We start from the raw sequence: 13319 nt of genomic DNA, 5'->3' as shown, positions 1-13319 counted from the left end.
ATCGCGACAGCCTACACAGATCCACCCGGTGCCAAGCCACCTCACATGGGGCACGATGAGGGGTGACACCGCACAACAAAGGGTTGCGGTGTCATACGCCATGCAGCCGGACCACCACCCCGAGTCCGGCCTGTCAGAGGGAGTAGGCATCACCGTGACCGACCAGATGGACCAGGCGACGCAGGACACGATTCCGAGCGAGCACGCCGGCCCGGGCTCCAACGGACGCGCTGCCGGACGAAGCGGACACCGGGTTCGCGTCATCCGCGAAGGAGTCGCGTCGTACCTGCCCGACATCGACCCCGACGAGACCACCGAGTGGCTCGACTCGTTCGACGCCCTGCTCGACGCCGCCGGCCCCGGCCGCGCCCGCTACCTGATGCTGCGGCTGCTCGAGCGCGCCGGCGAGAAGCGGGTGTCGATCCCCGCGCTCACCTCCACCGACTACGTGAACACCATCCCCACCGAGGCCGAACCGTGGTTCCCCGGTGACGAGGAGGTCGAGCGTCGCTTCCGCCAGATGATCCGCTGGAACGCCGCGATCATGGTGCATCGCGCCCAGCGTCCGGGAGTCGGTGTGGGCGGCCACATCTCGACGTACGCATCGTCGGCGTCGCTGTACGAGGTCGGCTTCAACCACTTCTTCCGCGGCAAGAACCACTCCGGTGGCGGCGACCAGATCTTCATCCAGGGCCACGCCTCCCCCGGCATCTACGCCCGCGCCTACCTCGAGGGCCGCATCGACGAGGCCCGCATGGACGGCTTCCGTCAGGAGCACAGCCACGCCGGCGAGGGCGGCGGTCTGCCGTCGTATCCGCACCCGCGACTGATGCCCGACTTCTGGGAGTTCCCGACCGTCTCCATGGGCCTCGGCCCGATGAACGCGGTCTACCAGGCGCGCTTCAACCACTACCTGCACGACCGCGGCATCAAGGACACCTCCGACCAGCACGTGTGGGCGTTCCTCGGCGACGGCGAGATGGACGAACCGGAATCGCGCGGGTTCGCGAGTTTCGCGGCCACCGAGGGCCTCGACAACCTGACCTTCGTCATCAACTGCAACCTGCAGCGCCTCGACGGTCCGGTGCGCGGCAACGGCAAGATCATCCAGGAGCTGGAGTCGTTCTTCCGCGGCGCCGGCTGGAACGTCATCAAGGTCGTCTGGGGCCGCGAGTGGGATGCGCTGCTCCACGCCGACCGCGACGGCGCCCTGGTCAACCTGATGAACACGACGCCCGACGGCGACTTCCAGACCTACAAGGCCAACGACGGCGCGTTCGTCCGCGAACACTTCTTCAACCGCGACCCGCGGACCAAGGAACTGGTCAAGGACCTCTCCGACGCCGAGATCTGGAACCTCAAGCGCGGCGGTCACGACTACCGCAAGATCCACGCGGCCTACGCCGCCGCGATGACCCACAAGGGTCAGCCGACTGTCATCCTGGCGCACACGATCAAGGGCTACACGCTCGGCAAGCACTTCGAGGGACGCAACGCGACCCACCAGATGAAGAAGCTGACGCTCGACGACCTCAAGGCCTTCCGCGACAGCACGCGCATCCCGATCAGCGACGAGCAGCTCGAGAAGGATCCGTACCTGCCGCCGTACTACCACCCCGGCAAGGACTCTCCGGAGCTCCAGTACATGCTGGATCGCCGCAAGACCCTCGGCGGCTTCCTGCCGAGCCGCCGGACCGGCGCGAAGGTCCTCAAGGCCGACACGTCGTCGGCGCTCAAGGCCACCGCGAAGGGCTCCGGCAAGCAGCAGGTCGCGACCACCATGGCACTGGTCCGCGTCTTCAAGGATCTGTTGCGCGACAAGGAGATCGGTAAGCGCATCGTGCCGATCATCCCCGACGAGGCCCGTACCTTCGGTATGGACTCGTGGTTCCCGACCCTGAAGATCTACAACCGCAACGGACAGCTCTACACCTCGGTCGACGCCGAGCTGATGCTCGCCTACAAGGAGAGCTCCGAGGGCCAGATCCTGCACGAGGGCATCAACGAGGCCGGTTCGGCGGCCAGCTTCGCCGCCGTCGGCACGTCGTATGCGACGCACGACGAGCCGATGATCCCGCTGTACATCTTCTATTCGATGTTCGGCTTCCAGCGCACCGGCGACAGCTTCTGGGCGGCCGCCGACCAGATGGCGCGCGGTTTCGTCATCGGCGCGACCGCCGGCCGCACGACGCTCACCGGTGAGGGTCTGCAGCATGCCGACGGCCACTCGCCGCTGCTCGCCGCGACCAACCCGGCGGTCGTCGCCTACGACCCGGCGTTCGCCTACGAACTCGGCCACATCGTCGACGACGGTCTCACGCGCATGTACGGCGAGGACCCGGAGAACGTCTTCTACTACATCACCGTCTACAACGAGCCGATCAGCCAGCCGGCGAAGCCCGAGAGCGTCGACCACGAGGGCATCGTCAAGGGCGGATACCTGTTCCGGAAGGCCCCGGAGAACAAGGAGTACCCGGCCAACATCCTGGTCTCCGGTATCACCATGCCCGACGCGCTGCGTGCCTCCGAGTTGCTCGCCGAGGAGTGGAACGTCAGCGCCAACGTGTACTCGGTGACGTCGTGGAGCGAGCTGGCCCGCGACGGCATCCGCGCCGACCGCGCGGCGCTGCGCGATCCGGGCACCGAGCCGGCGCCCGCCTACCTGACCGAACTGATGGCCGACGCGGCCGGACCGTTCGTCGGCGTCAGCGACTACATGCGCGGCGTCCAGGAGCAGATCCGTGCATACCTGCCCGGTACCTACCTGACGCTGGGCACCGACGGGTTCGGCTTCTCCGACACCCGGCCGGCGGCACGACGGTTCTTCAACGTCGACGCGGAGTCGATCGTGGTCGCGGTGCTGGTCGCACTCGCCCGCGACGGCCACCTCGACATGTCGGTGGCCAAGCAGGCCGCGGACAAGTACAAGATCGACGACGTCGCGGCCGCTCCGGAGCAGACCAGCGATCCCGGCGTGGCGTAGTGCGGCACCGGACCGCCGCACCCGGGGAGACCAGCGATCCCGGCGCGGCGGTTTCCGGGGACTAGATTGAGATCGTGTCCGACGCGCGAGTGAATCAGCCCACAACACCTCCGGCTGACGTGTTCGGTGAGCGGGGCGCCCATGTGCCGGCCCCCGCCACCGTGCACGACGCGCTGCCCGACACGCTCCTCCGCCGGGTCAAGCAGTACAGCGGCCGCCTCGCCACCGAGGCGGTCCACTCCATGCAGGACCAGCTGCCCTACTTCGGCGACCTCGACGCCGCGCAGCGCGCGAGTGTGCAGCTGGTCGTGCAGACCGCCGTCGTGAACTTCGTCGAGTGGATCCAGGATCCCGAGGGCAACGTGAAGTTCACGGTCCAGGCGTTCCAGGTGGTGCCGCAGGACCTCGCCCGGCGCATCACGTTGCTGCAGACCGTCGAGATGGTCCGTGTGGCCATGGAGTTCTTCGAGAAGTGGCTGCCGCTGCTGGCCCGCAACGACGCCCAGCTCCGCGCGCTCACCGAGTCGGTCCTGCGCTATGGCCGAGAGATCGGCTTCGCCGCGGCCGCGATCTACGCATCGGCCGCGGAATCGCGCGGCGCCTGGGACTCCCGGCTCGAGGCACTGGTCGTCGATGCCGTGGTCCGCGGCGACACCGGCCCCCAGCTGCTCTCGCGCGCAGCCGCCCTGAACTGGGATTCCGACGCCCCGGCGACGGTCATCGTCGGCACGCCACCGCCGGAACAGAACGTGTCGGTGCCGCTGGCCATCCACAACACGGCTCGGCAGTTCGACCGGTCGGCACTCTCGGTGGTCCAGGGTTCGGTGCTTGTCGCCATCGTCAGCGGCCCCGCCCGGCCGACGGAGAAGTTCGTCTCGGCCCTTCTCTCCCACTTCGCCGACGGCCCGGTGGTGATCGGACCGACCATGCCGAACCTCGGGAGCGCTCACGCCAGCGCCGCGGAGGCCATGGCGGCGATCGCGGCGGTGGTGGGCTGGCCGAGCGCACCGCGCCCGGTCCACAGCCTCGAACTGCTCCCCGAACGAGCCCTCAACGGTGACGAGTCGGCGGTCGCCGCTCTGGTCGAATCTGTGGTCCGTCCGCTCACCGCAGGGGGCTCCACGTTGACCACGACACTCGAGGCCTACCTCGACTCTGGCGGATCGGTCGAATCCTGCGCGCGCGTTCTGTACATACATCCAAATACCGTCCGGTACAGACTGAAGAAAATTGCGGAAATCACACGACGCGATCCGACGAACCCACGCGACGCGTATGTACTACGGATCGCGACGACTGTCGGTCGTCTGACACACTTAAGGCACAAATCGGACTCTCCTACCCCATGAGTCACACCGGTAACATGTCCGATTCGGGGTCTATGCTGATAGGAGCCTTAAGAGCACGTTTAGGTAACGAATCTCAGCCTGATGACGAAGCAGGTGGCACTGAGATCAAGTTTGTGGGAACCCTACAAAACCCGTCGACAAGGTTCATGCTTCTCCACACCCACATCGAGCAAGGAAAGGGTGTTCTCTGGTCACGTGCTATCGATGCTTGCTCCCGGCCAGGGATCCCAGACACCCGGCATGCTCACGCCGTGGCTCGACCTGCCCGGCACCCGTGATCAGATCGCCACGTGGTCCAAGCTCACTCAACTGGACTTGGAAAGACTCGGCACCACTGCCACCGCGGAGGAGATCACCGACACCGCGGTGACCCAGCCGCTCGTCGTCGTTGCCGCCCTCCTCGCCTTCGACGAGGTCCGCAAGAACGGTGAACTGCCCGCGGACGCGGTCGTCGCCGGCCACTCGGTCGGTGAGCTCGCCGCCGCTGCCATCACCGGCGTCATCTCCGCCGACGAGGCCGTCACCCTCGCCGCGATCCGCGGCGCCGAGATGGCCAAGGCCTGCGCGCTGGTGCCGACCACCATGGCCGCGGTCCTCGGTGGCGACGAAGCCGCCGTGCTCGCCCGCCTCGCGGAACTCGAACTCGTCCCCGCCAACCGCAACGCGGTCGGCCAGGTCGTGGCGGCCGGTGCCGTCGAGAAGATCGACGAGCTCATCGCCTCCCCGCCGGAGAAGGCCCGTATACGCAAGCTCGCGGTCGCCGGCGCCTTCCACACCCACTTCATGGCCCCGGCGCAGGACGCAGTCGCCGCCGCGGCCGCGAAGATCACCCCGGCCGATCCGAATCGCACGCTGCTGTCCAACTCGGACGGCCGGCCTGTAACGAATGGCGCCGACGCACTGACAAAACTGGTAGGCCAGGTCACCAGGCCGGTCCGCTGGGATCTCTGCTCGGCGTACCTGCGGGACAACTCGGCCACCGCCGTCGTGGAACTGCCGCCGGCGGGCACGCTCGTGGGGATCGCCAAGCGTGAGCTGAAGGGCACCCCATCGCTGGCTCTCAAGGAGCCCGGCGACATCGCGAAGATCGCAGAACTTGGATAGCGGTCGCGGCTGGTCCGCGACCCCCGGAAGATCGGCGCCCGACGCCGACGTGTCCAAGCGCGCGGACCATGCGGTCCGTCATGCGCCCCGGAAATCAATTCACCCGAACACGAAAGGGAACCACACAGTGGCTGCCACCCAGGAACAACTCATTGCCGGCATCGCCGAGATCATCGAGGAAGTCACCGGCATCGAGCCGTCCGAGGTGACCCTCGAGAAGTCGTTCGTCGACGACCTCGACATCGATTCGCTGTCCATGGTCGAGATCGCTGTCCAGACCGAGGACAAGTACGGCGTGAAGATCCCCGATGAGGACCTCGCCGGTCTGCGCACCGTCGGCGACGCCGTCTCGTACATCCAGAAGCTCGAGAGCGAGAACCCCGAGGCTGCGGCTGCCATCAAGGCCCAGGTCGAGGCAGACCAGAACTGATGAGCTCCCCCTCCCTCCGCGACTACTCGACGCTGGGTGGGAACTTCCCGAGCGTGGTCGTCACCTCCATGGTGGCGACCACCTCGCTCGGCGAGGATCTCGACTCGACGTGGAAAAACCTGCTGGCGGGTGAGTCGGGCATCCGCGAGCTGACCGACGAATTCATCACCAAGTACAACCTGCCGGTGCGCATCGGCGGTCGTCTGCTGAAGGATCCGTCCGAAGAGGTCACGCGAGTCGAATCTCGCCGGATGGCCTACGTCGAGCGCATCGCCCACGTGCTGAGCAAGCGTCTCTGGACCCAGGCCGGCGAACCCGAGGTCGACCCCGACCGTCTCGCCGTGGTCATCGGTACCGGCCAGGGTGGCGGCGACGCCATGATCGACGCCGTCAAGGCCATGGAAAGCACCGGCAACTATCGCAAGGTGTCCCCGCTGGCCGTCTCGATGGCCATGCCCAACGGTCCGGCCGCCGTCGTCGGCCTGAACATCGGCGCGCGCGCAGGCGTCATCACCCCGGTCTCGGCGTGCTCGTCGGGTGCCGAGGCGATCGCACACGCATGGCGCCACATCGTCATGGGTGACGCCGACATGGTGGTCACCGGTGGCGTCGAGGGACACATCGACGCGGTGCCGATCGCGGCATTCTCGATGATGCGTGCCATGAGCACCCGCAACGAGGACCCCGCTGCCGCGTCTCGTCCGTTCGACAAGGACCGCGACGGCTTCGTCTTCGGCGAAGGCGCCGCGATGCTCATCCTCGAACGCGAGGAGCACGCTCGGGCCCGCGGTGCGCACATCCACGCACGTCTGCTCGGTTCGGGCATCACCTCCGACGGCTTCCACCTGGTTGCCCCGGACCCCAGCGGTCAGGGCAACGCCCGCGCGATGACGCGGGCCCTGCAGACCGCCGGTCTCCAGAAGTCCGACATCACCCATATCAACGCGCATGCGACGTCGACCCCGATCGGCGACACCGCCGAGGCCGCGGGCATCACCGCCGCCATCGGTCAGCACGCCGCGATCTACGCTCCGAAGTCCGCTCTCGGACACTCGATCGGTGCGGTGGGTGCGCTCGAGTCGGTCCTGACCATCAAGAGCGTCGAGGAAGGCGTCATCCCGCCGACCCTCAACCTCGAGAACCAGGATCCGGAGTGCGACATCGACGTCGTCCACGGTGAACCCCGTTACGGACAGATCGACTACGCCATCAACAACTCGTTCGGTTTCGGTGGGCACAACGTGGCGCTCGCCTTCGGTCGCTACTGAGCGTCGGCTTCCCGCCGATCTCGGTAGTGCCTGAGACGAACCACGCCCCGACACCCTTGGAGGAGACTGCGATGACGACCTTGGCTCCCATGGCCGGCCGCGAAGAAGCCGCCGATCCCCGCGACCCGCTGTTGCGGCTGACGAACTTCTTCGACGAAGGCACCATGTCGTTGCTGCATTCTCGCGACAAGTCCGGGGTCCAGGCCGCCGTCGGCCTGGTCAACGGAGTTCGCACGGTCTCCTACTGCACCGATGGCACCGTCATGGGTGGTGCCATGGGTGTCGTCGGGTGTGCTCACATCGTCAACGCCATCGACACCGCCATCTCCGAGCAGGCGCCGGTCATCGGCATCTGGCACTCGGGTGGCGCCCGCCTCGCCGAGGGTGTCGAGGCGTTGCACGCCGTGGGTCAGGTCTTCGAGGCGATGGTCCGCGCCTCCGGGTACATCCCGCAGATCTCCGTGGTCGTCGGCTTCGCGGCCGGCGGCGCGGCCTACGGGCCCGCACTCACCGACATCGTGATCATGGCTCCGGCCGGTCGCGTCTTCGTCACCGGACCCGATGTGGTCCGCAGCGTCACCGGTGAGGACGTCGACATGGAGTCGCTCGGCGGCCCCACCACCCACGGCAAGAAGTCCGGCGTCTGCCACATCGTGGCCGACTCCGAGCCCGACGCCCTCTGGCGCGCACGCCGTCTCGTCTCGACCTTCAGCCGGCAGGGCCACTTCAACCGTGAGCTGGCCGCCGCCGGCGACACCGACCTCAAGGCCCTGCTGCCCGAATCCGCCCGCCGCGCCTACGACGTCCACCCGGTCGTCGAGAAGCTGCTCGACACGGCACTCGCCGCCGACGGCGAGACCGAGATCTCCAGTTTCGAAGAGCTGCAGGCCAAATGGGCCCCGAACATCGTCATCGGGTTCGGTCGGTTGTCCGGCCGCAGTGTCGGCGTGATCGCCAACAACCCGCTGCGCATGGGCGGTTGCCTGAACTCGGAGAGCGCTGAGAAAGCCTCCCGGTTCGTCCGTCTCTGCGACGCCTTCGGCATCCCCCTCATCGTCCTCACCGATGTCCCCGGCTACCTGCCGGGCGTCGGACAGGAATGGAACGGCGTCGTCCGACGCGGCGCCAAACTCCTTCACGCCTTCGCCGAGTGCTCGGTCCCCCGCGTCACCCTGGTGACCCGGAAGATCTACGGCGGCGCCTACATCGCCATGAACTCGCGCGCACTCGGCGCCACCGCGGTATTCGCCTGGCCCGGTTCCGAAGTCGCCGTCATGGGCGCCAAGGCCGCCGTCGGCATCCTGCACAAGAAGGCTCTGGCCGCCGCACCCGACGACGAGCGTGAGGCCCTCCACGACAGGCTGGCCGCCGAACACGAGGCCATCGCCGGCGGTGTGGGTCGCGCCCAGTCGATCGGTGTCGTGGACGAGATCATCGACCCGGCGCGCACGCGCAGCATCATCGCCGAGGCACTCGCGACGGCACCCGCCCGACGCGGCCGCCACAAGAACATCCCGCTCTGATCAGCGGTCCGACATACGAAGAACGCCACCGGTTCTCACCGGTGGCGTTTCTCGTGTGTCCCTGAGCTCGCGGGGCAGAATCACCGCGCTCCCCGGGAAGTCTGTATCCCTCGCAGCCCCGCCAGGTTTCCCACTTCTCGCGACGACGAAACCCCGTCTCGCGCCTGCCGGGCGTGTCGCTCCTCACTCCCCGAGCAGAACCCGAGAACTAGCCGACCCGCTGCTGCAGCCAGGTGACCTCGGCCCCGGCACCGCCCAGGCGGTACTGCTCGAGGGCGTCGTCCCAGGCCGTGCCGAGAGCGGCTTCGAGTTCGCCGGCCAGACCGGCACTGTCGGGCTGTGATTCGATCATCGAGCGCAGCTGGTTCTCGCCGATGATGACATCGCCGTTGGCACTGGTCGATCCGCGCCAGAGTCCCAGACCCGGGACATAGCTGTAGCGCTCGCCGTCCACGCCCTCGCTCGGGTTCTCGGTGACCTCGAACCGCAGCGCCGACCACTCGCGCAGAGCGGTCACCAGACGCGCCGCTGTCCCGACGGGCCCTGCCCAGTCGACAGTTGCACGCTGCATACCCGGTTCGGCGTCCTGTGCCGACCATTTCAGGTTCGCGCGCGCATTCAGGGTCGACGACAGAGCCCACTCCACATGCGGGCACAGCGCCACCGGCGCCGAGTGGATGTAGACCACTCCTGTTGTCATGTCCGCAAACTGGTTCAGATTGCGCACCTTTTCACCTCCGTTGTCGACGAGGAACGTCTTCCCCAACACACCTCGCGACCGACGGATATCACACTCGTGGGATTCATTGTGCCCCATGATGCGCGTGTTGCGCTAGTTTCTCGTGCGAGAAAGGTTCATTTATGTGACGAAAGTTCACTGACGACCCGGTCGTTGAACTCGCTCCACAACGGTTTCGCCCACGACCCGAAGGCACGGTCGGTGAGGACGACGCACGCTGCCTGCAGCTCGGGGTCGACCCAGAGGAAGGTGCCGGCCTGGCCGAAATGTCCGAAGGTCCGCGGGGAGTTGCCCGTCCCGGTCCAGTGCGGGGACTTCTGAGATCGGATCTCGAACCCGAGGCCCCAGTCGTTGGGGCGGTGCCGGCCGTAGCCCGGCACGAAGCCGTCGAGTCCCGGGAACTGCACCGACGTCGCGTCGGCGAGAGTCTCGGGAGCCAGCAGCCGGGGCTCGAGCATCTCCTGGGCGAAACGCGCCAGATCGGCGGTGCTGGATCGCGCCCCGTGCCCGGCGGGCCCGTACAGCTCCGTGGACTCCATGCCGAGCGGTGCGCAGACGGCGTCGGCCAGGTAGTCCGAGAAGCCGATGCCCGCGGCCTGTTCCACCGTCTCGGCCAGGATCTCGAAACCCGCGCTCGAATAGATGCGCTTCTCCCCCACCCCGGCCTCGACGTCCCGCGAGTCGAAGGCGAGACCGGATGCGTGAGCCAGGAGATGCCGGATGGTCGCCCCGGGCGGGCCGGCCGGATCGTCGAGTTCGACGGCCCCCTCTTCGACGGCCACCAGAATCGCCTCGGCGACCAGGAGTTTGGTGACCGAGGCGAGTTCGTAGACGCGAACGGGGTCGCCGAATTCCTCGGCGACCCCGTCGCGGGTGATGATCGCCGCCGACACATGGTCGACGGGCCATTCCGTCAGAGATTCAAGGACCGACACATCCGGTCACGTTACCCGTGCCCGCGTGCCGGCCGGTGGGCACAGGGCTCACCAATCCTCTTCGGTGTAGCGGATGACACCGCGGATGTTGCGGCCGTCCAGCATGTCCTGGTAGCCCTCGTTGATCTGGTCCAGGCGGTACTGGCGGGTGATCATGTCGGCGATGTTGAGCTTGCCGATCTTGTACATCGACAGCAGCTGCGGAATGTCGAGCTTCGGGTTGGCGCCACCGAAGATGGAGCCCTGCAGGTTCTTCTGCAGGAGGGTGAGCATCGCCAGGTTCAGCGTCACGTCGCTCTCGAGCATGTTGCCCATGCCGGTCAGCACACAGGTGCCGCCCTTGGCGGTGATGCCCATCCACAGGTCGACATCCTTGCCGTGGACCTCACCGACGGTGACGATCACCTTCTGGCACATGCTGCCGTGGGTGGTCTCCGCGATGGCCATGGCGGCCTCTTCGACCGACGCGAATGCCGCGGTGGCACCGAACTTCAGCGCCTGCTCACGCTTCCACTCCACCGGATCGATGGCGAACACGTTGCGGGCACCCGAGATGACGGCACCCTGGAGGGCTGCCGTGCCGACGCCACCGACACCGACGATCGCCACGTCCTCGCCGGGACGGACGTCACCGCTGCGGGTAGACGAGCCGTAGCCGGTGGGGATGCCACAGCCACACAGTGCGGCGACCTCGAACGGGATGTCCTTGTCGATCTTCACCGCCGACGCCTCGTGGACCACCATGTAGGGGGCGAAGGTGCCCAGCAGGGTCATCGGGTAGACATTCTCGCCGGCGGCGGTCTGGATACGGAAGGTGTTGTCCGACACCGCTTCACCCTGCAGCAGCATGGCGCCGAAGTCGCACAGGTTTGCCATGCCCGACTGACACGACGGACACTTGCCGCACGACGGGATGAACGACAGCACAACGTGGTCGCCGACCTCGAAATCGGTGACGCCCTCGCCGACCTCGGCGACGACGCCCGCACCCTCGTGGCCGCCCAGGATCGGGAACCCGGCCATCGGGATGCCGCCGGTCATCAGGTGATGGTCGGAGTGGCACATGCCCGCCGCTTCCATCTTGATCTTGATCTCGTGCGCCTTGGGATCGCCGATCTCGATCTCCTCGATCGCCCACGGCTTGTTGTGCTCGCGCAGCAGCGCGCCCTTTGTCTTCACTGGTCTCCTCCGTTCGAACCCGGCAACAATCTCGCCCCGGGAAGTCCATCGAGCGACGTTGCCGTCGCTTGTGACTGTAGTCACTCAATCACAAAATTGAAACGTGTTCTAGTCCGTGTTCCATCGCCACCGGCACCCGCCCGATCGCCGAATCCGGCGCCGGGACACCGCGACAGACTCAGTCGGCCAGGCCGGCGTCCTTGGAGCCGTAGCTCGCCCGCAGGGTCGGCTTGACGACCTTGCCGCCGGCGTTGCGCGGCAACTCGTCGACGATGACGAGGTCCTTGGGGTGCTTGAAGCGGGCCAGGTTCTCGTTCAGGTACGGCTCGAGATCGGCCAGCGCCAGGTCGGTGACACCCTCGGCGAGGACGACGACAGCGACCGGAACCTCGCCCCACTTCTCGTGTGCACGACCGATGATCGCGGCCTCGCTGATGCTCGGGTGACCGAACAGCGCGTTCTCGACCTCGGCGCAGTAGATGTTCTCGCCGCCCGAGATGATCATGTCCTTGGCACGGTCGACGACGTAGAGGAAGCCGTCCTCGTCCTCGCGCACGAGGTCGCCCGAGTGGAACCAGCCGCCGGCGAACGCATCGGCGGTGCCCTGCTCGTTCTGCCAGTAGCCCTTCATCATGTTGGGTCCGCGGTAGACGATCTCGCCGACCTCGCCCTGCTTGACGTCGTTACCCTCCGGGTCGATGATGCGCGCTGTCACCGCGGGCACGACCTTGCCGATGGAGCCGATCTTGTTCAGCGCGTCCTTGCCCTCGAGCACGCAGGTGATCGGCGACATCTCGGTCTGGCCGAAAACGGCGACGTTCAGCGCGTCGGGGAAGGTCTCGTTCATCGCGCGCAGCACGGTGTCCGACGCGGGGGCGGCGCCCCAGCTGATGACGCGCAACTTCAGGTTCCGCGGCTTGGCCTGCTGCGCGGCGCAGACGGCCTGCCACTGCGCGGGCACCAGGAAGATCGAGGTGGTGCCCTCCTTCTCGATGGTGTCGAGCATGTCGTTCGGGTCGAAGGCTCCGAGCGGATGGATGACCGACAGCGCCCCCATGTAGAACAGCGGCGCCATCGCGCCGAGGCCGGCGATGTGGAACATCGGGGCGACGCACGAGCCGATGTCGTCGGATCTGGTTTGCAGCGCCTGCATGCAGGTGGCGGCCTGCGCCTGCATGTTGGTGTGGGTGAGCATGGCGCCCTTGGGCTTCCCAGTGGTGCCCGAGGTGTACATGATCAGCGCCACGGTCTCTTCGGGAACGTCGATCTCCGGCAGATCGGAGGAGTCCTCGGCGACCAGGGCGTCGTAGTCGAGGTGAGTCTCCTTGTCCGACCCACCCACGACGATGATGTGGTCGATCGCGTTGGTCGACGCAGCAACGGCATCGGCCAGCGGCGCGAGCAGGGTCTCGGTGACGATGACCTTGGCGCCGCTGTCGTTGACCAGGAAGGCGATCTCGGCAGGGCTCATGCGGATGTTCACCGGCACCGGGATGGCGCCGATGAGGTTGGCGCCCAACACCGCTTCGACGTATTCGCTGCGGTTCAGCAGGACCACCAGGATGCGGTCGCCGAACTCGACGCCGCGACGGGTCAGGGCGGCGGCGAAGGCACGGGTCCGCTCGTCGAGTTCCTTCCAGGTGGTGACCTCGCCCTGGAATTTCAGGGCAGGGCCCTCGGGGTTCATGAAGGCGTGGCGCTTGATCTGGTTGTTCCAGTGGTTGCGGCGCGAACGCAGCGGCTCGGTGGCGAGGTCGGTGACGGTGTCAACGGTCGCGGTCATACGATCGGTCTCCTTGTTGTCTGTCG

The 13319-nt window shown here is 67.0% G+C and carries 10 protein-coding genes; 6 read left to right on the top strand and 4 right to left on the bottom strand.

Annotated elements, in window-relative coordinates:
- The first annotated feature begins 88 nt into the window (after positions 1 to 88).
- From aceE to C5O27_RS11960, 6 genes are all read left to right on the top strand, one after another.
- Positions 89 to 2983: a pyruvate dehydrogenase (acetyl-transferring), homodimeric type gene (aceE, locus tag C5O27_RS11985; protein WP_127962803.1), complete on the top strand. Its 2895-nt coding sequence runs from the start codon at positions 89 to 91 to the stop codon at positions 2981 to 2983.
- A 74-nt stretch (positions 2984 to 3057) separates the two neighbouring features.
- Entirely contained in the window at positions 3058 to 4332 is a 1275-nt protein-coding gene (locus tag C5O27_RS11980; protein ID WP_127962802.1) for a PucR family transcriptional regulator, read from the top strand.
- A gap of 195 nt (positions 4333 to 4527) precedes the next feature.
- Positions 4528 to 5436, top strand: coding sequence for an ACP S-malonyltransferase (locus tag C5O27_RS11975; RefSeq protein WP_127962801.1), 909 nt, complete (start codon positions 4528 to 4530; stop codon positions 5434 to 5436).
- A gap of 127 nt (positions 5437 to 5563) precedes the next feature.
- Positions 5564 to 5866, top strand: coding sequence for a meromycolate extension acyl carrier protein AcpM (gene acpM / locus C5O27_RS11970; protein ID WP_006434904.1), 303 nt, complete (start codon positions 5564 to 5566; stop codon positions 5864 to 5866).
- Positions 5866 to 7134 (top strand): KasA/KasB family beta-ketoacyl-ACP synthase, encoded by a 1269-nt coding sequence (locus C5O27_RS11965; RefSeq protein WP_127962800.1) that lies wholly within the window; start codon positions 5866 to 5868, stop codon positions 7132 to 7134. Before acpM ends, C5O27_RS11965 begins: the two co-directional genes overlap by 1 nt.
- Before the next feature lie 71 nt (positions 7135 to 7205).
- The gene (locus tag C5O27_RS11960) at positions 7206 to 8657 is read left to right on the top strand and encodes an acyl-CoA carboxylase subunit beta (RefSeq protein ID WP_127962799.1); all 1452 of its coding nucleotides are present in this window, start codon (positions 7206 to 7208) and stop codon (positions 8655 to 8657) included.
- Between the two features lie 208 nt (positions 8658 to 8865).
- Here the strand turns inward: C5O27_RS11960 and C5O27_RS11955 are convergent, their stop codons facing one another.
- From C5O27_RS11955 to fadD5, 4 genes are all read right to left on the bottom strand, one after another.
- Positions 8866 to 9384 (bottom strand): DUF3145 domain-containing protein, encoded by a 519-nt coding sequence (locus C5O27_RS11955; RefSeq protein WP_127962798.1) that lies wholly within the window; start codon positions 9382 to 9384, stop codon positions 8866 to 8868.
- Positions 9385 to 9512: 128 nt separating this feature from the next.
- The gene (locus C5O27_RS11950) at positions 9513 to 10331 is read right to left on the bottom strand and encodes a serine hydrolase domain-containing protein (RefSeq protein WP_127962797.1); all 819 of its coding nucleotides are present in this window, start codon (positions 10329 to 10331) and stop codon (positions 9513 to 9515) included.
- A gap of 48 nt (positions 10332 to 10379) precedes the next feature.
- A complete protein-coding gene (locus tag C5O27_RS11945; RefSeq protein ID WP_127962796.1) occupies positions 10380 to 11510 on the bottom strand; it encodes an NDMA-dependent alcohol dehydrogenase in 1131 nt (376 codons plus the stop codon).
- A 178-nt stretch (positions 11511 to 11688) separates the two neighbouring features.
- Positions 11689 to 13293, bottom strand: a complete 1605-nt coding sequence (gene fadD5 / locus C5O27_RS11940) for a fatty-acid--CoA ligase FadD5 (protein ID WP_127962795.1) — start codon at positions 13291 to 13293, stop codon at positions 11689 to 11691.
- Between the last annotated feature and the right edge of the window lie 26 nt (positions 13294 to 13319).

Source organism: Gordonia alkanivorans (assembly GCF_004011905.1).
Taxonomy (GTDB): Bacteria; Actinomycetota; Actinomycetes; order Mycobacteriales; family Mycobacteriaceae; genus Gordonia; species Gordonia alkanivorans.
This window is presented reverse-complemented; position numbering and strand designations above follow the sequence as displayed.